The organism is Microbulbifer sp. ABF4_107 (genome assembly GCF_056312215.1).
On the sequence record NZ_CM149983.1, the window covers coordinates 2,009,001 to 2,029,479 of the forward strand.

The 20,479-nt window shown below is 57.8% G+C and carries 22 protein-coding genes; 6 read left to right on the plus strand and 16 right to left on the minus strand.

From position 1 onward, the window contains the following. Positions 1 to 12 precede the first annotated feature (12 nt). Positions 13 to 537 carry a protein YgfX gene (locus ACYX4K_RS08245; RefSeq protein WP_475092597.1) on the minus strand — a complete coding sequence of 175 codons (525 nt, stop codon included), beginning with the start codon at positions 535 to 537 and terminating at the stop codon, positions 13 to 15. Then, the gene (locus tag ACYX4K_RS08250; protein ID WP_475092596.1) at positions 497 to 742 is read right to left on the minus strand and encodes an FAD assembly factor SdhE; all 246 of its coding nucleotides are present in this window, start codon (positions 740 to 742) and stop codon (positions 497 to 499) included. Before ACYX4K_RS08250 ends, ACYX4K_RS08245 begins: the two co-directional genes overlap by 41 nt. A 272-nt stretch (positions 743 to 1,014) precedes the next feature. Here ACYX4K_RS08250 and ygfZ point away from each other — a divergent pair, with 272 nt between their 5' ends. Next, a complete protein-coding gene (gene ygfZ / locus ACYX4K_RS08255; protein ID WP_475092595.1) occupies positions 1,015 to 2,076 on the plus strand; it encodes a CAF17-like 4Fe-4S cluster assembly/insertion protein YgfZ in 1,062 nt (353 codons plus the stop codon). On the opposite strand, the gene ung is transcribed toward ygfZ, so the two are convergent. The 5 genes from ung to ACYX4K_RS08280 form a co-directional block, all read right to left on the minus strand. Further along, positions 2,077 to 2,799, minus strand: a complete 723-nt coding sequence (ung, locus tag ACYX4K_RS08260) for a uracil-DNA glycosylase (RefSeq protein ID WP_475092594.1) — start codon at positions 2,797 to 2,799, stop codon at positions 2,077 to 2,079. Between the two features lie 2 nt (positions 2,800 to 2,801). After that, positions 2,802 to 3,392, minus strand: a complete 591-nt coding sequence (locus ACYX4K_RS08265) for a uracil-DNA glycosylase family protein (protein ID WP_475092593.1) — start codon at positions 3,390 to 3,392, stop codon at positions 2,802 to 2,804. A 12-nt stretch (positions 3,393 to 3,404) separates the two neighbouring features. Then, positions 3,405 to 4,412, minus strand: coding sequence for an esterase-like activity of phytase family protein (locus ACYX4K_RS08270; RefSeq protein WP_475092592.1), 1,008 nt, complete (start codon positions 4,410 to 4,412; stop codon positions 3,405 to 3,407). Positions 4,413 to 4,476: 64 nt separating this feature from the next. Next, positions 4,477 to 4,959 carry a YajQ family cyclic di-GMP-binding protein gene (locus tag ACYX4K_RS08275; protein ID WP_475092591.1) on the minus strand — a complete coding sequence of 161 codons (483 nt, stop codon included), beginning with the start codon at positions 4,957 to 4,959 and terminating at the stop codon, positions 4,477 to 4,479. Between the two features lie 45 nt (positions 4,960 to 5,004). Beyond that, complete coding sequence (locus ACYX4K_RS08280; protein ID WP_475092590.1) at positions 5,005 to 5,541, minus strand: YaeQ family protein; 537 nt, start codon at positions 5,539 to 5,541, stop codon at positions 5,005 to 5,007. 96 nt (positions 5,542 to 5,637) lie between these two features. On the opposite strand from ACYX4K_RS08280, the gene ACYX4K_RS08285 reads away from it, so the two are divergent. The 4 genes from ACYX4K_RS08285 (at position 5,638) to ACYX4K_RS08300 (ending at position 8,618) form a co-directional block, all read left to right on the plus strand. Continuing rightward, entirely contained in the window at positions 5,638 to 6,279 is a 642-nt protein-coding gene (locus tag ACYX4K_RS08285; protein WP_475092589.1) for a LemA family protein, read from the plus strand. A 126-nt stretch (positions 6,280 to 6,405) separates the two neighbouring features. Further along, the gene (locus ACYX4K_RS08290; RefSeq protein WP_475092588.1) at positions 6,406 to 7,047 is read left to right on the plus strand and encodes a TPM domain-containing protein; all 642 of its coding nucleotides are present in this window, start codon (positions 6,406 to 6,408) and stop codon (positions 7,045 to 7,047) included. 40 nt (positions 7,048 to 7,087) lie between these two features. Beyond that, positions 7,088 to 7,696 carry a TPM domain-containing protein gene (locus ACYX4K_RS08295; protein ID WP_475092587.1) on the plus strand — a complete coding sequence of 203 codons (609 nt, stop codon included), beginning with the start codon at positions 7,088 to 7,090 and terminating at the stop codon, positions 7,694 to 7,696. Positions 7,697 to 7,736: 40 nt separating this feature from the next. Continuing rightward, the gene (locus tag ACYX4K_RS08300; RefSeq protein WP_475092586.1) at positions 7,737 to 8,618 is read left to right on the plus strand and encodes a PDZ domain-containing protein; all 882 of its coding nucleotides are present in this window, start codon (positions 7,737 to 7,739) and stop codon (positions 8,616 to 8,618) included. A 94-nt stretch (positions 8,619 to 8,712) separates the two neighbouring features. On the opposite strand, the gene lysS is transcribed toward ACYX4K_RS08300, so the two are convergent. Together lysS and prfB are read right to left on the minus strand one after the other, a co-directional pair. Next, entirely contained in the window at positions 8,713 to 10,206 is a 1,494-nt protein-coding gene (gene lysS, locus ACYX4K_RS08305; protein ID WP_475092585.1) for a lysine--tRNA ligase, read from the minus strand. Between the two features lie 234 nt (positions 10,207 to 10,440). Continuing rightward, a protein-coding gene (prfB, locus tag ACYX4K_RS08310) for a peptide chain release factor 2 (RefSeq protein ID WP_475092584.1) occupies positions 10,441 to 11,536 on the minus strand; the annotation gives its coding sequence in 2 pieces (ribosomal slippage) (positions 10,441 to 11,463 and positions 11,465 to 11,536; 1,095 coding nt in all). A gap of 217 nt (positions 11,537 to 11,753) precedes the next feature. Between prfB and ACYX4K_RS08315 the strand changes: the two genes are divergently transcribed. Beyond that, positions 11,754 to 12,914, plus strand: coding sequence for a pectinesterase family protein (locus tag ACYX4K_RS08315; RefSeq protein ID WP_476178817.1), 1,161 nt, complete (start codon positions 11,754 to 11,756; stop codon positions 12,912 to 12,914). A gap of 24 nt (positions 12,915 to 12,938) precedes the next feature. On the opposite strand, the gene ACYX4K_RS08320 is transcribed toward ACYX4K_RS08315, so the two are convergent. From ACYX4K_RS08320 to ACYX4K_RS08350, 7 genes are all read right to left on the minus strand, one after another. After that, a complete protein-coding gene (locus ACYX4K_RS08320) occupies positions 12,939 to 13,328 on the minus strand; it encodes a MerR family DNA-binding protein (protein WP_475092582.1) in 390 nt (129 codons plus the stop codon). A 100-nt stretch (positions 13,329 to 13,428) separates the two neighbouring features. After that, entirely contained in the window at positions 13,429 to 13,947 is a 519-nt protein-coding gene (locus ACYX4K_RS08325) for a hypothetical protein (protein ID WP_475092581.1), read from the minus strand. 46 nt (positions 13,948 to 13,993) lie between these two features. Further along, on the minus strand, positions 13,994 to 14,626 hold the full coding sequence (locus ACYX4K_RS08330; protein ID WP_475092580.1) for a LysE family translocator: 633 nt from the start codon (positions 14,624 to 14,626) through the stop codon (positions 13,994 to 13,996). Between the two features lie 11 nt (positions 14,627 to 14,637). After that, positions 14,638 to 15,558 carry a DMT family transporter gene (locus ACYX4K_RS08335; RefSeq protein ID WP_475092579.1) on the minus strand — a complete coding sequence of 307 codons (921 nt, stop codon included), beginning with the start codon at positions 15,556 to 15,558 and terminating at the stop codon, positions 14,638 to 14,640. Between the two features lie 55 nt (positions 15,559 to 15,613). Beyond that, positions 15,614 to 17,344 carry a single-stranded-DNA-specific exonuclease RecJ gene (recJ, locus tag ACYX4K_RS08340; protein ID WP_475092578.1) on the minus strand — a complete coding sequence of 577 codons (1,731 nt, stop codon included), beginning with the start codon at positions 17,342 to 17,344 and terminating at the stop codon, positions 15,614 to 15,616. Positions 17,345 to 17,411: 67 nt separating this feature from the next. Beyond that, positions 17,412 to 18,803: a threonine synthase gene (thrC, locus tag ACYX4K_RS08345; protein WP_475092577.1), complete on the minus strand. Its 1,392-nt coding sequence runs from the start codon at positions 18,801 to 18,803 to the stop codon at positions 17,412 to 17,414. An 86-nt stretch (positions 18,804 to 18,889) separates the two neighbouring features. Next, a complete protein-coding gene (locus tag ACYX4K_RS08350; protein ID WP_475093939.1) occupies positions 18,890 to 20,134 on the minus strand; it encodes a homoserine dehydrogenase in 1,245 nt (414 codons plus the stop codon). Positions 20,135 to 20,479 lie beyond the last annotated feature (345 nt).

Sequence of the window (20,479 nt, forward strand, 5' to 3'; positions counted from 1 at the left end):
CGGAGAATAGATCTAGCGGGAATACCGCAACGCCACCAGCAGGCGTCGCCAGTCATCTGCACTGGCGGCGTCCCGCGCCAATACCAACCGCAGGCGCCGCCCCTCGAGATCCCGGCCGTTGATCACGATCAGCCAGCGCCACAGCGTCAACTCCCCCACCAGCTGAAACTCCCGCTTTGCACCGCCTTTCACCTGCCAGTACCAGCGCTGCTCCGCCGTTGAAAGGCGCCCAACGGACGCCGCCAGCCGGCGCCACTCAATTACCCCGTAAAACGCGATTGCGGGAATCAATGCGCACACGGCAAGCCAGGGAAGACGGGAAACAAACAGCAGTAGAATCGACTGTAGAAGAACAACAGGCAGGAAAATGCGCAGTAGCCGCGACGGTGCCAGATCACACACCAGCCGCGCACTGCGTTCTGCACACTTCAGCCCCGCGGGACGGGACTGAGCGGCATTGGAAGGCGGGGAATCGGGAGCGACTTTCGCTCCGGTGTTATTCCTGCAGGCCGGTGTTGTCGCGGATAATCTGGACAATATGCATCAACTCCGGATCCTGTGGATCGTCCCGGCGCATGAACCAGGCGAACAGATCCTGATCCTGCTCGTCCAGCAATTTGATATAGCGCTGCTTGTCTTCCTCGGACAGTGTCTCGTACACGTTATCGAGAAACGGCAGCAGCACCAGGTCCAACTCCAACATGCCGCGACGGCTGGCCCAAAACAGGCGGTTGCGATCCATACTTCGTACTCAAGCCACAATTCAAAGTGCGCGCAGTATACCGGTAGTTGAAATCCCGCGGCAAAACCCCAAATTAGACAGTCACCTAGACGCACCATTCGGCGTCGTATAAACGCATATTAAGCGGGTGGAAGGGAGGAACCGCCCTCTTCCGAGACCGTATGAGGCATGGGTGCCGATTACGAGCGTACAGGGACGTATTTACAGCGTGTCTCGGGAGAGGGGGGGCTCCTCGCTTCCGCCCCATCAATGTTTCAGGCAGCGAGTTCAGCATGGATCAACAGCAGTGGCAGGATTTTCTAAGCACCCAGGGCGCAAGCTGGCAGGACGGCGGTGCGCTCTTCCCGGCAACTGACACTGAGAACGGCGCAAAGCTTCAGTTGATCGACCTGAGCCCTATGGGCGCCATCTCCGTGAAAGGCCCGGACAGCCAGAAGTTTCTCCAGGGCCAGCTTACCTGTGACCTGGTCAACCTGCCCGACGAGCATCTCACCCTTGGTAGCCACTGCAATCCCAAGGGCCGCATGATCAGTGCCTTCTACGCACTGAAAATCGAGCAAACAGAATTCGTCCTGTTGATGCCCCGGGACCTGGTCGCCACCGCCCTTGCCGCACTGAAAAAATACGCGGTGTTCTTCAAAACCGAATTGAGTGATGTCAGCGACAGCAATCGCTGGCTCGCCCTGTGCGGCCGCGACGCCTGCCGCACCGCCAACCAGTTGCTGAGCCTGTCCAACAGCGAAGACACCGACCTGCTCCCCCACCAGCTGCGCCCCTTCGACCACAACGGTGAACGCGCGCTGGCAGCGGGCCTGAGTGAGCGCAATGTGGTGCTGCAAATTCCGGCAGACCAGTCCGCTGATCTCTGGCAGAGACTCGCCAGCAATGGCGCCGAACCCGCCAGCTACAGCCAGTGGCTGTTGCAGCTGGCGGAAACTGGCACTCCGCTGGTGTATCAGAGCACCAGCGAAGAATTTATTCCGCAGATGGTCAACCTGCACCAGCTCGGCGGCGTCAGCTTCAAGAAAGGGTGTTATACCGGACAGGAAGTGGTGGCGCGCATGCAGTACCTGGGCGCCGCCAAACGTCGTATGTACCGGGCGCAGATCGACAGCGGCGAACTGCCGGCACCGGGCGCGGAGATTTTCTCTGGTGAAGGTAAATCCAGTGTGGGCAATATCGTGCTGGCAAGCCCGCTGAACGGTGAAACAGCCCTACTGGCAGTGCTCACCAAAAGCAAAGTCGCTGACGGGGAAAGCCTGCAGCTCAAGGATGGCCGCGTGCTGGAAGTGCTTGAATTGCCCTACGACGCCGACGCTGATCCCCTCGCCTGATCAGATCTCTACCGCAACCCTACTCAGCGCTCCTGCTGCAGGCAGCGCCCATTCAATGGGCGCGACTCCGCTGCTTTGCAGATAGGCATTCGCCTGAGAGAACGGCCGCGTGCCGAAAAATCCACGGTGCGCGGAAAGCGGTGACGGATGCGGGCCGCGCAATACCAGATGCTTGCGCTGATCGATAAAGCCGCCCTTTTTCTGCGCGTAGCTTCCCCACAATACGAACACCAATCCTTCCCGCTGCTCTGCCAGTGCGTGTACCGCGGCGTCGGTAAACTGCTCCCAGCCGCGTCCCTGGTGCGCACCGGCCTTACTCTCTTCCACGGTAAGTGTCGCATTCAGCAATAACACCCCCTGCTCCGCCCAGGGCTGCAGGCATCCGTGATCGGGCGCGACAATGCCGAGGTCCGACTCCATTTCCTTATAGATATTTCTCAGTGATGGCGGCACGCGCACACCGGGCATGACCGAAAAACACAGGCCGTGGGCCTGGCCTACGCCGTGGTAGGGATCCTGCCCGAGAATCACCACCTTCACCTCATCAAACGGGGTGGAGTTAAAGGCGTTGAAGATCTGACCACCCGGGGGAAAGATAGTCTTGCCGGCCTGCTTTTCCTGCTGCAGGAATTCCCGTAGTTCTCCCATATAGGGCTTGTGAAATTCCGGCTCGAGCACCGAATACCAGGATGGGTGGATTCTAATATTTTCGGGAACCTGCATCGTCAACCTTTCAATACGTTCTGAACTTGCGCGCGCAATGTTGGCACCACCTCTTCCTCAAACCAGGGGCGGCGCTTTAGCCACAGGGTATTTCTCGGGCTCGGATGGGGGAGAGGAAAATAACCGTGAGGCAACGCATCGGCAAAATGGCGCACGTTTTCGGTAATGCTGCCATACCGGTGGGGTAGATAGTAGCGCTGGGCGTACTGGCCGATCAGCAGGGTCAATTGAATATTCGGCAACTGATCCAGTATGCGCTGGTGCCAGGTGGGCGCGCACTCGGGGCGCGGCGGCAGGTCACCGCCTTTTCCGCGCCCGGGGTAGCAGAATCCCATGGGCATAATGGCAATCTGGGTTTCATCGTAGAAGGCATCGCGATCCAGCTGCAGCCAGTCGCGGAGGCGTTCACCGGAAGGGTCGTTCCAGGGAATACCGGTTTCGTGCACCCGCGTACCGGGCGCCTGCCCAATAATCAACAGACGCGCAGATCTGGCCGCACTGACGACCGGCCGCGGCCCGAGGGGCAGGTTCGCCTCACATAACCGGCAGGCGCGCACCTCTTTTAACAACAGTGCCAGTGAAGAATCCGACAAGCTCAAGTTTCGCTAATTTGCTACCGCATCCAGGGATGCAGGAATATCGGGAAACGCCAGGCGCATCAGCAGGCCACGGGCATCTTCCGGGTCTGCCGCACGAGCCACACCATTGTTATCCAGTACCACAAATATCCCTTGTTCGTTGATCGCCAACCCTTCGCCTTTACCAAAGCGGGTTTCCTGATACACGTACTCAGGCCCCTCTTCCACATCCCGGTATTGAATACACCAGTCTGCGCGCAGGCTCTGCAAATTGCGCCGACATACTGCAAAGGCATTGCGCTCCAGAGTAAACAGCGCACCGTCGTAAAAGGCCAGCGCCGCCAGATCCTCCGAACGACCCCGGAAATCCAGACCGGGCACCTCGGGTATCGGATAAAACGCCTCTCCTTCCACGTCACCGGGCTTTAGCCTCAACAATCCCCGCGGTTGCCGCTCCAGCGCCACCCAGAAGTCTTCTCCGGCCTTGGCCAGCCCTTCACTCTCCGCGTTGAACAACTGCAGATAACCCTGCTTTTTTGCAGATTCCGACCAGCGCTGCGGCAACCACTGCGCTTTATTGCCGGGAATATCCAGCTGAGCGATACGGTTGTGCCGCTCGCTCAACAGGTAGGTGCCATCGGCATCGCAGGTGATCCCTTCAAAATCCATACTGAGTGGTGCACTGGCATAGTGGAGCGCCCTGACTTTAACCGAAACCGGCTGGTCGTCAGGCAGCGCCGGGCGGGAAAATTCCGCTCGCGTATCCAACCCAACACTCGTCTGCCCTGATTCCGGGGTAAGGCGATAGATTCGCTCCGATGACTTGTCCGCGACCGCAAGCAGCTCACCGTGGCAGAAACTGAGGCCGGATATATCCAACCCGTCACTGCCGTCGATCCACCAGGCGTCGAGCAACTTTGCCGAGATGACCGGAGCCGACTGACCCACTACAGGGTCACCAAACGAGGCCGGCACCACAAAGCCCAGACAAACAAAAGCACCAACACTGCGCAGAAAGGACGGTATCGAGTTCATCAATGGCTTCCCCCAATTGGAGATCGCCACTTTCGATACTGCCCGGTGACCATCTCTCAAAGAATCAGTCGCGGAAGTTATTAAACTGCAACGGCTGTTCCAGCTCCTTACCCCGCAACATGGCGATTACTTGCTGCAGGTCATCGCGCTTCTTGCCGGTGACCCGTACCGAGTCCCCCTGAATCGCCGCCTGCACCTTCAGCTTCTCTTCCTTGATGATCTTAACGATCTTTTTTGACAGATCTTTGTCGAGACCATTTTTCAGGGTCACGCCAACTTTTACCTGTTTGCCGGACTGCTCCTCTTCTCCCACATCCATCGCCAGCGGGTCGATATCACACTTGATCAGCGCCGCCCGCAACATATCTACCATCTGGTTGACCTGCATATCGGACTCCGCGCGCAGGGTCAGGGCGAACTCACTCATTTCCACTTCCGCGTCCACCCCCTTGAAGTCAAAGCGGTTGGTGATGGTGCGGTTTACCTGGTCCACAGCATTGGTCAGCTGGTGCTTATCCACTTCAGAAACAATATCAAAAGAAGGCATATTGAACTCCAATCATAAAATCCCGCGGCCTGCGGGATAGCTAAATTACTTCCAGCGCTGAGGCTGAATTTCTACGGTTTGTTTATCACTGGCAAGCCACAGCTGCCCGTCCTGAATGGTGGCGGTCAGCTCCATATTGCGCTCGGCCATCGACGCCAGGTCTGTGCACTGCTCCGCCGGTAAAAAGAACACCTGCAGATTGTCGAATCGTGCACTGGCCGACTCCATCTTCTGCCACCACACCGGTGCTGTGCGCTGGCCATAGGCATAAATCGTCGCCCGCTGAGCCCGGCCACAGGCCTTGCGCACCCTTTCCTCCGCCGGCACTCCCACCTCGATCCAGTGCTCGATCTCGCCACTCAGGCTGTGTTGCCAGAGATCGGCTTCGTCGTCACTGGATAGCCCGCGGGTAAACTCGATCTGATCGCTCGCATTCAAGGCAAACGCCAGCAACCGGATCATCATGCGCTCATCGGTTTCCGACGGGTGACGCGCCAGAGTCAGGTTGTGCTCCGCATAGTAGTCCCGATCCATATCGGAGATCTGTACGCGGGCTTTGAAGATAGTCGCTTTAAGTGCCATTACTGCTCTCTATCGCTTCAACCGGGAAGAACTTGCGCGAAAATGCCGGATTGAAGACTATTATTGTGTGGTTCGTAACCCACAGGGATGGAAGGAATGAACGCACCTACAAAATTTCTACGCCAGGAAAATACATCCATCGCCGGCTCTCGCCAATGGCAGCTGCTGATCACGCTCCTGATTGCCTTTGGGCTCAGCGGATGTGGCATAAACAACATTCCCACTTACGACGAAAATGTTAAAGCCAACTGGGCCCAGGTACAGAACCAGTACCAGCGCCGCGCGGATCTGATCCCAAACCTGGTAAAGACCGTAAAGGCCTACGCCGCTCATGAAAAGGAAACCCTGGAAGCGGTGACCGAAGCGCGCGCCAAGGTGAATTCCATGCAGGTGGACTCCGATATCATCAATGACCCTGCCAAACTGCAACAGTTTGAGGCGGCCCAGTCCCAACTGAGCAGCGCCCTGTCGCGCCTGATGGTGGTTGTCGAGCGCTACCCAGATCTGAAAGCCAACCAGAACTTCCTTGCACTGCAATCACAACTGGAAGGCACCGAAAACCGCATCAGCGTAGCCCGCCGGGATTATATCGCCGCCGTAGAACGCTACAACCGCGAGATTCGCACCTTTCCCGGACGCATCTGGCATACCGTTCTTTACAGCGATATGCCACTGCGCGACACCTTTGAAGCCACCTCGGAAGGTGCAGAAAAAGCACCGGAAGTCGACTTCCAGTAATTTCGACCACGGGGCCTGTCTATGACGATCCGGCGGATCGCGCTTTTACTGCTCTTGTGCCCGACACTATTGTGGGCAGCGGCAACCTTGGCAGATATCCAGTTTCCGCCGCTCTCTGGACGGGTCGTGGACAATGCCAACCTGCTGAGCCAAAGCACTCGCTACCAGCTCACGGAGCAACTGCAGCAGCAGGAAAAGGCCACCAGCAACCAGATCGTAGTGGTTACTCTTCCAGACCTGCAGGGGCTGACCATTGAGGAGTACGGCTACCAGTTGGCACGCCACTGGAAAATCGGACAGAAAGACAAAGACAATGGCGTGCTACTGATTGTGGCGCCCGCCGAACGCAAGGTACGTATTGAGGTCGGCTATGGACTTGAAGGCGCACTGACAGACGCCATATCCTCCAACATCATCCACACCAAGATCCTGCCTCAGTTTCACAACGGTAACTTTGATGGTGGTGTCGTCGCCGGTATCGACTCAATTATTGCAGCAATCAAAAACGAGTACGTAGCTGAAAGTACCGACACCAACGACAACCGCCAGCTGGCTCTGCTTGTCGGCATCTTCCTTCTTTTTGTAATGCTGCAGATATTTGGCTCCTCGGTATTGGGCGCTCCCAACGGAAGTAGTGGATATCGGCGCGGCCGGTACGGCGGCTACTATGGTGGTGGCGGCTTCGGCGGAGGTTCTGGCGGTTTTGGAGGCGGCTTCGGTGGTGGAGGCGGCGGTTTCGGTGGCGGAGGGGCCTCCGGTGGTTGGTAAACACCATCAATAAGCGAAACAATTCATCAGCGGCACAAATATGCTAAATGCACACGAAAGACGCCAGCTTGCCGATACCATCAAGGCCGTGGAATCCACTACGGATGCAGAAGTAGTGACGGTACTGGCGCGTCAGTCCGACAACTACCTTTACATATCCACCCTGTGGGCGGCGTTTATCGCTTTGCTGATTGCGCCGCTGATGCAATTTCTCCCCTGGTGGATCGAGTACCAGCAGGCGTTTACGTTGCAATGGATACTGTTTATTGCCCTCGCCGTCCTGTTCCGCTGGCGTCCACTCACCATGTGGCTGGTTCCGAAGAAAATCAAATTCTGGCGCGCTGCAAATCTCGCCCGCCGCCAGTTTCTCGAACATGAGTTACACAGCACCAAAGACCGGCTCGGCCTGCTGATTTTCGTGTCCCAGGCGGAACACTATGTGGAGATTCTCGCCGACAGGGGCCTAGCGGAGCAGATCACCAACGAAACGTGGCAAGAAATCGTGGAAAATTTTATTCGCGAAGTAAAAAAGGGTAAAACGGGCGAGGCCTTTGTCCACTGCGTAGAAAAATGCGGGGAACTGCTGGAAGAAGCCGCACCCGCCACAGTCATCAAGAACGAGCTGCCCAACCACCTGGTACTTCTATAATCAGCTACAAACGGCAATAGTGAAGTTCACGGGTGACCTTATGCAGCCCAGCGTCCACACCTTTCGCAAATACAGAATTCTGCTCGCGGTAGCAGCCCTGCTGCTGGTTGGCGGCGCGGTTGCTCACTGGACCTCCTCGAGCACTATGACACCCGCCACCTTCTCTGACTCCAAAAACCCGACTCGCGAACACCCCACCTCCGATAGCCTGGAAGCCCGGCTCGCGACTCTGGAGAGCACACTGGAGCAAACCCTGAAAATTCAGGGGCAGCTGTTAGAGTTGGTCAATGAGTTGAGTTCCAAACTCGATCCGGAAACCGCAACACCACAAACCCGCCACGCCAGCGCGATGAATATCGAAAATATCTCCAACCAGCCGCCAACCCAGAGTCGTCAACAGCGCCGCAGGAACCGATTTGAACGACAGCGGGAAAACCAGGTACAACAGTTGGTGGAGGCAGGGTTCAGCCACAGCCGGGCTACGGCGATTGTCGAGAAACAGGCACGCCTGCAGTACGAGCAAATGCAGTTCAGTTACGAGTACCACCACCTGCAAGACAAACGTTCGGAGCGTGCTCAAGAGCTGCAGCAAAAACTACAGACGTACAGTAATCCCCGGCGTGTGTTTGAGCAGGAGCTGAACTCCGCGGAGTTTGAGCAATACCTGAACGCTTACGGCGGCCGTACGGAAATGGAAATCGGCGATCTGGTGGAATCCGCTCCGGCATACGAGGCGGGGTTGCGGCCGGGAGACAAAATCATCCGCTACAACAATCAGCGCGTGTTCCATATGGGCGACCTGCGCACCCAGGTGTACCAAGCCAAGCCGGGAGAATCCGTGGCGGTAGAAATTCAGCGCCAGGGAAGCTCGTCTACCGAGACGATCTATCTGCCTGCAGGTCCGCTGGGTATTCGCGGATAGACGGCTCAGGCTTTTACAAACAAGCTTCCACAAAAAAGGGGCGATGGCCGCAAAGCCATCGCCCCTTTTTTATACTTTATGTTTCCGCCAAATATTACTCGGCGGAAGCTTCCGGACGCATATGCGGAAACAGCAGTACGTCGCGGATGGACGGTGAGTTGGTCAGCAGCATTACCAGACGGTCGATGCCGATACCTTCACCGGCAGTGGGCGGGAGGCCGTATTCCAGTGCGCGGATATAGTCGGCATCGTAGTGCATGGCTTCATCGTCACCGGCGTCTTTCTCGGCCACCTGGGCCTTGAAGCGCTCGGCCTGGTCTTCGGCGTCATTCAACTCGGAGAAGCCGTTGGCGATCTCGCGGCCGCCGACAAAGAATTCGAAGCGGTCGGTGACGAACGGGTTGTCGTCGTTGCGGCGCGCCAGCGGTGATACTTCGGTCGGGTATTCGGTGATGAAGGTCGGCTGATCCAGGCGATGCTCGACGGTTTTCTCGAAGATTTCGATCTGAATTTTGCCAAGCCCCCAGATATCCTTCAGCGGAATTTCGAGGCCTTCGGCTACTTTCTTCGCGCTTTCGATATTGTCGATATCGGACGCTTTCAGTTCCGGGTTGTACTTCAGGATGGAGTCGAAAACGCTGATACGGTCGAACGGCTTGGCGAAGTCGTAGCTGCTGTCCTGGTACTGAACGGTGGTACTGCCCAGCACGTCCGTGCAAATACCGCGGATCATGTTTTCGGTCAGGTCCATCAGGTCGTTGTAGTCCGCGTACGCCTGGTAGAACTCGAGCATGGTGAACTCGGGGTTGTGGCGGGTGGACAGACCTTCGTTACGGAAGTTGCGGTTGATTTCGTAGACGCGTTCGAAGCCACCGACGACCAGACGCTTGAGGTACAGTTCCGGCGCGATGCGCAGGTACATGTCGATGTCGAGGGCGTTGTGGTGGGTGACGAACGGGCGTGCGGTGGCACCACCGGGAATGACCTGCAGCATGGGGGTTTCCACTTCCATGAAGTGGTTACCGTTGAGGTAGCTGCGGATGTAGCTGATGACTTCGGAGCGGACGCGGAATACGTCGCGGGACTCCGGGGTGGCGATCAGGTCTACGTAGCGCTGGCGGTAGCGCATTTCCTGGTCGGCGATACCGTGGAATTTTTCTGGCAGCGGGCGCAGGGCTTTGGTGAGCAGGCTGTACTCTTCGCAGTTAACGTAGAGGTCGCCTTTGCCAGACTTGTGCAGTGTGCCTTTGACGCCGACGATGTCGCCGATGTCCCAGGTGCCCCAGCGCTCTTTGATATCTTTCTGTGCGGTTTTGTCGGCGTACAGTTGGATGCGGTCGGAGACGTCCTGGATGACCATGAAGGGGCCGCGTTTGGCGAGGATTCGGCCGGCGACGCAGGCGGTGTTGCCTTCGCTTTCCAGTTCTTCCTTGGTCTTTTCACCAAACTCTTTTTGCAGGTCGGCGGCGAGGTTTTCGCGGCGAAAGCTGTTCGGGAAGGCGTTGCCCTTCTCGCGCATGGCACTGAGTTTGGCGCGGCGCTCGGCGATCAGTTTGTTTTCGTCTTGCTGAGTTGGTGTGTTGCTCATGATCTATCACATGTCTTTTGGGTGTGGTGCGGGCTTCGTAGCTTGTTTTGAGCTCTGTTTGGGCACCGTGGCGGCTGAGCACCGGGTATCCCTTTTCGAAACCGCTGTGAATACATCCCTGTACGCTGCGTCGGCGACATCCCTGTCGCCGACGCTTTCGAAAAGGGATACCCGGCACTCCGCCTTCGCCTTGAAGTTTTTTACTTCGTAAGCCGGTGGAGTCCGATGCTTGGGTTACAAACCTGCCTTTAGGCTCGCCTCAATAAACTGATCCAGGTCCCCATCCAACACTGCCTGGCAGTTGCTGGTCTGGACGCTGGTGCGCAGGTCTTTGATGCGCTGGTCGTCCAGTACGTAAGAGCGGATCTGGCTGCCCCAGCCGATGTCGGATTTGCTTTCTTCCATCGCCTGTTTTTCGGCGTTGCGCTTTTGCATTTCCTGTTCGTAGAGTTTGGCCCGCAGCATTTTCCACGCTTTATCGCGGTTCTGGTGCTGGGAGCGCTCGCTCTGACAGGCGACGACGATGCCGGATTCGATGTGAGTCAAACGTACGGCAGAGTCGGTTTTGTTGACGTGCTGACCACCGGCGCCGGAGGCGCGGTAGGTGTCTTCGCGCACCTGGGATTTGTCCACTTCGATTTCGATGTTGTCGTCGATCTCCGGGGAGACGAAGACGGAGGTGAACGAGGTGTGGCGACGGTTGCCGGAGTCGAACGGGCTTTTACGCACGAGGCGGTGCACGCCGGTTTCGGTGCGCAGCCAGCCGAAGGCGTATTCGCCCTGGAAGTGGATGGTGGCACTTTTGATACCGGCGACTTCACCCGCAGAGGCTTCTTCCAGGGTGGTTTTGAAGCCGTGGGCTTCGCCCCAGCGCAAATACATGCGCAGCAGCATTTCGGCCCAGTCCTGGGCTTCGGTGCCGCCGGAGCCGGCCTGGATGTCCAGGTAGGCGTTATTGGGGTCGGTCTGGCCGGAGAACATGCGGCGGAATTCGAGGGTTTCCAGCTGTTGCTGGAGGTTTTCGAGTTCGCTGGCGACTTCGGCGACGGAGTCTTCGTCGTCCTCTTCCACGGCCATGTCGAGCAGCTCGCGGCTGTCGTTGATACCGGTGTCGAGGTCTTCGATGGTTTTTACAACGGCTTCCAGGGAGGAGCGTTCACGCCCCAGGTCCTGGGCGCGGTCGGGGTCGTCCCAGACGCTGGGCTCGGCCAGTTCCAGTTCGACTTCGGTCAGGCGTTCTTTCTTGCCAGCATAGTCAAAGATACCCCCTGAGAACGTCGGTGCGCTCTGCGAGGTCTTTCATCTGGTTAAGAAGCGGATTGATTTCCATAGATGCGTCGGCTTCTGTCGGTTAAATCGGGCGCGCATTCTACCTCAGGACGGACCTGGAAATAAGGGGCCTGGCGGCGGAAGGTGGCTTGAGTGGGGGAAGTTGACGGGGATAGAATGGCCTGACCAATAACAATGCACTATCAGGCCAATTTTTGTACGGAGTGAGAGAGATGCTGCACCGCCTGTTTCAAGGGACCCCAACTTCCAGTCTATCTGTGACTTCCCGGCTCCCGGCACTTGCCTCGAGGGCTTCGGGATGGTTGGCCGCCCTGCTGGGCATCATCTCCCTCACCACGCTCTCTACTCTTACCGCCTGCGCCGATCAGTCGCGCTATGACGCGGTGGTCGGAACTGCTCCCACCGAAATCAAAGCCGTCGCCCGTTTTGACTCCCTGCAGGCCGCCATCGACGCGGCACCCCGCAATGGCGATACCCCCTATTCGATTTACCTTCCCGCCGGAATCTACGGGGAAAAAGTACTGGTAGAGAAACCCAACGTCCACCTGATCGGTGCCGGCCGCGATGAGACCATTATTCAGTATGGAGATTACGCGGGCATGCCCGCTCCCGGTGCGGGGCCGGAGTCCGGCGAGCAGATGGGTACCTTTGCTACCGCAACGGTAACTATCGAGGCTACGGACTTTCGCGCGGAAAACCTGACCATCGAAAACAGCTTCGATTTCCTCGCCACCGATGCCCTGCCCAAGGATCACACCAATAAGATCAACGGTACCCAGGCCGTGGCCCTGGAAACCGGATTGAACAGTGACCGCTCCGCCTTCCGCAACGTGCGGCTGCTGGGCTACCAGGACACCCTGTTTGTGCAGGGAGGCCGCAGCTATTTTGTGGATAGCGTGATCGAGGGCAATGTGGACTTTATCTTTGGGGCGGGCCAGGCGCTGTTTGAGAACAGCGATATTGTCACTCGCCCCCGCGGAACCCAGCGGGAAATAGTGGGCTACGTGACCGCACCGAGTACCGATATCAGTAATGAATTTGGTCTGGTGTTTTTGAATTGCCGGTTGCTGAAAGCCGACGGCGTTCCCGCCAATTCTTCGCCGTTGGGCCGCCCCTGGCACCCCACCACAACCTTTGCCGACGGCCGCTATGCAGACCCGGATGCGATCGGTGCGACGGTATTTATCAATTCCTATATGGACGACCACATCACCGGTGACGGATGGGCGTCCATGCGTGGCACCAGTCGCGATGGCAGCAAGTCCACAGTATTCACACCGGACAGTGCGCGCTTTTTTGAATACATGAGTCACGGGCCGGGAGCGCAAGAAAATGAGAAGCGGCGGCAGCTGACGGACGAGGAAGCGGCGCGCTTCTCCAAAGAGCAGATTCTGGATGGATGGAAGGCTCCGTTTTAGGCCAGGCTGCCACCCCAGTTTCCATTACTTCCCGCTGGCCAACTGATCGAGAATGCCACAATTGGGGGAGTTGTCGCCGGCGCAGGAGTCAGCCAGCTCGGTCAGCGTGGAATGCATAGCCCGCAGGCTCTGTAACTGCTGCTCCACCTGATTGAGCTTTTCTTCCACGAGCACTTTTGCATCGTGACTGCGCCGAGACGGATTCCGGTACAAAGAGAGGAGCTCACGCACTTCCTCAATGGCGAACCCGCAGGCCCGTGAGCGCTGGATAAATTGCAGGGTACTCACATCTGCAGGCGAATACTCTCGATAACCATTCGCCCCTCGCCCCGGTACAAGCAGCCCAACGGCCTCGTAGTAACGCAGCGCCTTGGATGATAAGCCCGCCTGAGCGGCAGCCTGAGATATATTCATAGGTTTAGCCTCACAATAATCCCCTCTCCGACGACAACAGAGAGGCAATTAGTGTGCGCTTTCCCCCTGAAGGAAGGTCAATAACTCCTCTACAGGGAGATCAATAGGCTGAAGACCCGCCAGGCTTCACATTCGGGCAGTCACCAAATTGATACTGCCCCGGCTTGGCGGGATCAAAGCCCAACTCCAGGGCCGCGTCGAGAAAGCTCGCCGGGATCCGATGCACCAGCAGATCGCCGGTGGCGCCACCGCAGACACTTGGATACATGCGATCGGTGCGGGTAGCACAGCGACTTTCCTGAACCTTGATACCATTTTCCGCCAACTGTGCTGCGCTCGCTTCAAGTGAACGGCCTCCACCCTCACACTGGCGATTGCCTCGAGGCTGCATTACCCAAAGGCTGCTACTGCTGTCCGCGGTGTCCCCTGACGTTGCTGCGCCCGCAGTTTCGTCCTGAGCACCATTCGTCTGGGAATCCGGGCTCGTTGCAGGCACTTGCTTCTCCTCCGTCTGCCCCGGGTCAGCCCCCTTGTCAGACTTGTTGTGAGAGGCATCACAGCCCACCATCACCACCACCAAAATGGCCATATACAGCGAGTGAATCCAAGGCTGACGCATAGTTGCTCTCCATTTCCTGTTGCAGATCAAATCCATTCCAACCAATTCAGCTTAGCGCGAGCCAAACACCCACGCCCAACATCAAAGTGCCCGCGATGCGATTCATCAGCCTGACATTTTCTCCACGATGTAGCAAGCGACTCAGTGTGCGCCCACCACTGGCATAAATCAGCATGCAGATAAACTCGAGCAACAGGATCACGCTGAGCAATACCGTCATTTGCGGCAGGAGCGGCTTGGCCTGATTGATAAACGGCGGCAGCAGGGCAATAAAAAATGCCCAGCCCTTCGGATTGGCTACCGCGGTAATAAACCCCTGAGACGCCAGGGAGAATGCTGAGACGGGCGCGGGCGCCTCGCCGGAAGATTCCACCAACACCATCCGCCCCCGCGCGCGCCACATCTGTATGCCCAGATACGCCAGGTAGATGGCACCGCAGTATTTAAAGATCTGAAAGGCCTGCGGGTATTTCAGCATAAACGCCGCAATACCCAGTACGGCGGCAATCGCGACCACTGCCACGCCGCACAACTCACCCAGCATCATCCACAGAGTGCGCTTTACCCCAAACGCCATCCCCATGGTCAGCGCCAGGGTCATACACATACCCGGAGTAATGGATACGAAAAAGAAGGTCGGCACAAACAGCGCCAGCACAGAAAAGTCGATTACACCCATATCCAGCAGACTCAGTGATGAGTGCCCGCGTGAGCGCCGTAGCGGCTCAGCAGCATACCCGCCAACATCAAACCACAGCCCAGCAGTTCATGGCCGGTAAACACCTCGCTCAAAATCAACCAGCCAGCAATCAGTGCAAACACCGATTCCAGACTCATAATCACCGTAGCGTGAGATGTGGCCGCGTGGCGAAGCCCCAGCAGCTGGAACGTAAACGCGATGGCGGTGGAGAAAATCATCATATAGGCAATGGGCCAGGCGGCATCAATGGCGCCCTGCAAGGTGGCCTGCTCGATCATCAGCGATGCCGCGGTCGAAAACAGCCCGCAGAAAATAAACTGGATGGCCGCCAGTCGCAGGGCGTGATAGCGCTTTACCAGACGGTCGGCGGTCAAAACCTGTAAGGCAAACGCGAAGGCGCCGGAAAAAACCAGCAGGTCCCCAATCATCTGGGACTCTTGCGAGAAGTCGCCGAGGATATAGAGACCGATCAGGGCCACACCGATCCCCGCCCAGGTCCAGCGGTTGGTCGCCACACCCAGGGACAGACCGATCACCGAAACCAGCAGCATTTCCATACCGGAAATAAACCCGGCGCGCCCGGCGCCGGTATACACCAACCCCCATTGCTGCAGCGCAGAACCCAGAAACAGCCAGAAGCCCAGAATGGCACCGCCGGGCAGGCACTGACGCCAGCCCATTTTCACCGAAGCGCCCTCTTCCGGCGTGGCCACTTCTGTAGCGACCTCCTTGCGGGAGGACAGCCAGTACACCAATGGAATCAGGATCAATCCGCCCAGCAGAAAACGCCAGGCGTTAAAGGCCAGTGGCGGCAGGTGCTCCATGGCCATTTTCTGTGGGACGAACGCTATCCCCCAGAGTAAGGCGGCGATCAGGAGCAGCAATTCGGCGCGGGTCTGTTTTTGATGCATATAAGTTCGAAACTCTCGAGCTGTAGGAGACTGCTTGTAGGCCTGTTTTGGGGATTTATAGCGGGCTGATATGGCTGACCATCAGCTGCAGTGACTGCCGCCCGCGGAATTCGTTGATATCGAGTTTGTACGCCAGCTGGACTTTGTCCACCTGCGCGGGCCAACAATCCGTATCGACATTGAAAGCGATGGCGTCAATCGCCTGTTGCGGCGCGGCAACCGGTGCCACCGTCATTTTCAGGTGGCGCTCGCCCACAATCCGCTGCTGCAACATCAAAAACTCACCGTCAAATTCCGGCTCGGGAAACGCCTGTCCCCAGGGCGCACAGGCGCGCAGCAGCGCGGCGGTTTCCATGGAGAATTCGTGCGGCTGCAATTCACCATCGGTCTCAATAATTGCCTGCAGCTGGGATTCGTTCAGGCGGCTGCGTACAGCGACTTCGAACGCATCGGTGAATGCCGCAAGATTTTCAGCCGGCAGGCTGAGACCCGCGGCCATGGCGTGACCACCAAACTTGCTGATCAGATCCGGATGCGCCGCCGCCACATCACTCAGAGCATCGCGAATATGCAAGCCGGGGATGGAACGCGCTGAACCCTTTACCAGGTTGTTATCGCCATCGGCAAAGGCAATGACTGGGCGGTGGAATTTTTCCTTGATGCGGCTGGCGAGAATGCCCACCACACCCTGGTGCCAGTCGCCATCGTACAGGCACAGGCTCCAGGGCAATCCCTCTTCCGCGAGCTGCAGTTTTTCGAGGGCCGCCATGGCTTCCCGCTGCATACCCGCTTCAATGGCCTTGCGGTCGCGATTCAGGCCGTCGAGTTCCGCTGCCAGCTCCCGCGCTTCCAGCGGGTCCTGCGTCAGCAGGCAGCGAATGCCGGTACCAATATCGTCGAGGCGCCCGGCGGCATTGATACGCGGGCCGAGAATAAAACCGATATCGGTGGTGGAAAGGCGGCTGCGATCGCGACCGGCCACTTCCATCAGCGCCTGAATACCCACACGGCAACGACCCGCGCGAATACGCGCGATGCCCTGATGTACCAGAACGCGGTTGTTCTGATCCAGCGGCACCAGGTCGGCGACGGTACCAAGGGCAACCAGATCCAGATACTCCGCCATATTGGGCGGTGTAACACCGGTCTCCTCAAACCAGCCCTCTGCCTGCAGCGCACTTTTGACGCGACTGAGGAGATAGAAAATTACCCCGACACCCGCCAGGTTCTTGCTGGGGAATTCGCAATCGGGCTGGTTGGGATTGACGATGGCATCCGCCTCGGGCAGTACTTCGCCCGGTAGATGGTGGTCGGTCACAATGACTTTGAGACCCGCTTCACGCGCAGCGTTAACACCATCGATACTGCTGATGCCGTTGTCCACGGTAATCAGTAGGTCCGGGTTGTACTCCTTCGCCACCTCGACGATTTCCGGGGTGAGGCCGTAGCCAAATTCAAACCGGTTGGGCACAAGAAAATCCACGGGGCCCGCGCCCAGCGCGCCGAGGGCGAGTACCGCAAGGGTACTGCTCGTGGCTCCGTCCGCATCAAAGTCGCCAATAACGAGGATTTTGTGTTGTGCGCGTATGGCGTCGGTGAGCAGCGCAACTGCCGCCTCCAGGCCGCGCATCGACATTGGGCTGTGCAGGCGCGCCAGCTGGTGGTCCAGTGCGTCGTCGCTGTGGACACCGCGGCCCAGCAATACGCGCTGCAGAATTTCGGGGGTGGAGGACGTAAAACGGCCAGAGGACAAATCCACTGGCCGTCGTCGAATAATCGCGTTCATCGCATCCGTTCGCTTGAGGCTAAAGTCTTGGAGTTAGCCTCATTCTACCCGGACAGCGACGCCGAGGTTAACCCAGGGCGTGAGCGATAAAATCGTGTACCGCAGAAAGCTCGTTTGGCAGAACTTGTAACCGCTCCTCCCGCTCCAGCAGATCCTCCATATGGTGCGGTAGCGGCACCTTGGTGCCCGGCAGCGCCTTGTCGACGGCCTCACTGAATTTGGCCGGATGCGCAGTGGCCAGACAGACCATGGGCTCGGCACTGGACTTGCGCGCGCGACGCGCGGCTTCCACCCCAATGGCGGTGTGGGGATCCAGCAGGTACTCCGTGGACTCGTACACGTCTCGGATCACTTCCACGGTGCGTTCGTCACCGACACGCTCGGAAGCAAACAGGGTGCGCGCTTTTTCCAGCACCTTTTCGTCCAGCTTCAGCGGCGCACTGCGGTCCGCCAGCAGATCGGCAACCGCTGCGCCGTCGCGATCGTACAGATCAAACAACAAGCGCTCGAAGTTGCTGGACACCATGATGTCCATACTCGGCGACAGGCTGTGCACCAGTGGCTTGGGAGAGTGGTCATTGGCACTGATGCAGCGGTGCAGAATATCGTTGGCGTTGGTGGCGATCACCAGCTGGTTGATCGGCAGACCCATACTCTTCGCCAGGTAACCGGCAAAAATATCGCCGAAATTCCCCGTAGGCACGGAGAAGTTCACCGCGCGATGCGGGCCGCCCAGACTCAGAGATGCATGGAAGTAGTAGACGATCTGGGCCATGATCCGCGCCCAGTTGATGGAGTTCACCGCAACCAGGCGGCGACCATCGGGCAGGAACGACTGATCGGCGAAACTCGCCTTCACCATGTTCTGGCAATCGTCGAAATTACCCTCGAGGGCGATATTGAATACGTTGTCGGACAGTACCGAGGTCATCTGCTTGCGCTGCACTTCCGATACGCGATTGTGCGGGTGCATGATGAAAATATCGATATTGTCGCAGTGACGGCAGCCTTCAATGGCAGCGGAGCCGGTATCGCCGGACGTCGCACCCAGTACCACCACTTTTTCGCCGCGCTTTTTCAGCAGCAGGTCGAACAACTGGCCGAGGAACTGCAGGGCAAAATCCTTGAATGCCAGGGTCGGCCCCTGAAACAACTCCATTACCCACTCGTTGTGACCAGTTTGCACCAGCGGCGCGATGGCGCTGTGGCGGAAACTGCTGTAGGCGCGATCGATAGCTCCGCGCATTTCCTCTTCGGTCAGATCCTCGGATACAAACGGCCACATAATCCGAAAGGCCAATTCCTGATAGCTCAGGCCAGCCATATCCGCGATTTCTTCGCGGGTAAAGGTGGGTAATTTTTCCGGTACGTACAGGCCACCGTCACTGGCAAGTCCGGTGAGAACGGTGTCGGCAAAACTCAAAGACGGCGCGCGGCCGCGGGTGCTGATAAATTTCACGGTAATTCGATAGTGCGCAATTAATTAGTTGAAACCTGGCGAGCGGGAACCGCTCGCCAGCTTAAAGGTTGGCCTGCAGAGTGCAATCAGCCGAGGGATTCCACACGAATGCGTACTACCGGCCCCTGAATGCTGTCCAGGGCTTCGATCTGATTTACCGCTTCCTGCAACTGCGCCTCGCGAGCGCGGCTGGTCAGCAGTACGACCGGCACCAGCTCTTCGTCTTCCGCCGGCTCGTGCTGAATCAGCGCTTCGATACTAATGCCCTGCTCACTGCAGATGGTCGCCACCTTGGACATAACACCGGGCTTGTCGAAGGCAGAAATACGCATGTAGTAGCTGGTTTCCGCGTCGCTCATGGGCAGGACATCGTCCAGGTTACCCTGGCTGTCCTGAGTGACGCCCGCCAGCGGTACACGCTGGTCCGGACGCACATTCAGAGTACGCGCCACATCCACGATATCCGCAATCACCGCAGAAGCGGTAGCCTCAGCACCGGCACCGGCACCGTAATACAGGGTCGGGCCCACGGCATCGCCATTAACCAGTACCGCGTTCATCACACCGTTCACATTGGCGATCAGGCGACGCTGGGGAATCAGGGTCGGGTGTACACGCAACTCCACACCATCGCTGGTGCGGCGGGCAATACCCAGATGTTTGATGCGGTAGCCCAGTTCATCCGCATACTGGATGTCTTCCTTAGCCACACCGCTGATGCCTTCGGTGTACACCTTGTCAAAGGCCAGCGGCATACCGAATGCCAGGGACGCCATGATGACCAGCTTGTGGGCCGCATCGATGCCTTCCACGTCAAAAGTGGGATCGGCTTCTGCGTAACCCAGCGCCTGGGCCTGGGCCAGGGCCTCGTCAAAACTTCGGCCCTTTTCACGCATTTCGGTGAGGATGTAGTTACCGGTACCGTTGATGATGCCAGCAAGCCACTGAATGCGGTTGCCTACCAGGCCTTCGCGCAGGGACTTGATAATGGGAATACCACCGGCAACGGCGGCTTCATAGGCGATGGTCACGCCCTGCTCCGCGGCGGCTGCGAACAGCTCGTTGCCGTGCTCGGCGATCAGCGCCTTGTTGGCGGTCACTACGTGCTTGCCGTTGGCAATCGCGGTCAACACCAGCTCACGGGCTACGGTGGTGCCACCGATCAGCTCAACCAGCACATCGACGTCGGGATTATTGGCAACGTCAAAAATATCGCGGGTGATATTCATCTGGCTGGTGTCGCAGTCCGGATTGTCCCGGCGGGCACCAATCTGAACGATTTCAACCGGACGGCCACAGCGCGCCGCGATTTCCTCGCAGTTGCGCGCCATAACATTGACTGTACCGCCACCTACGGTTCCAAGACCGCAAATACCGATACGGACTACAGGCACACTGCCTGTAGCGGGTGATTTTTTTGAGACCTGGGTGGCTTCGTCGGCGAATGCGCTCACAACTTCCCTCCGCGCATGACTTGATGGTACACAGCGCAATAACTGGCGTATAAATCGAAAAAAGGTCGACAACCTTACTGAGACAGGGGGGAAATTGTCAATTAAATTGCGCAAGCTGGTCATAAGATCACCAAACCGGCCAGGCATTGATCCAATCCACCCCAAATACATTCTCCCACATTGCCAGAAACGACAAAGGCCGGCAAAAGCCGACCTTTGAGC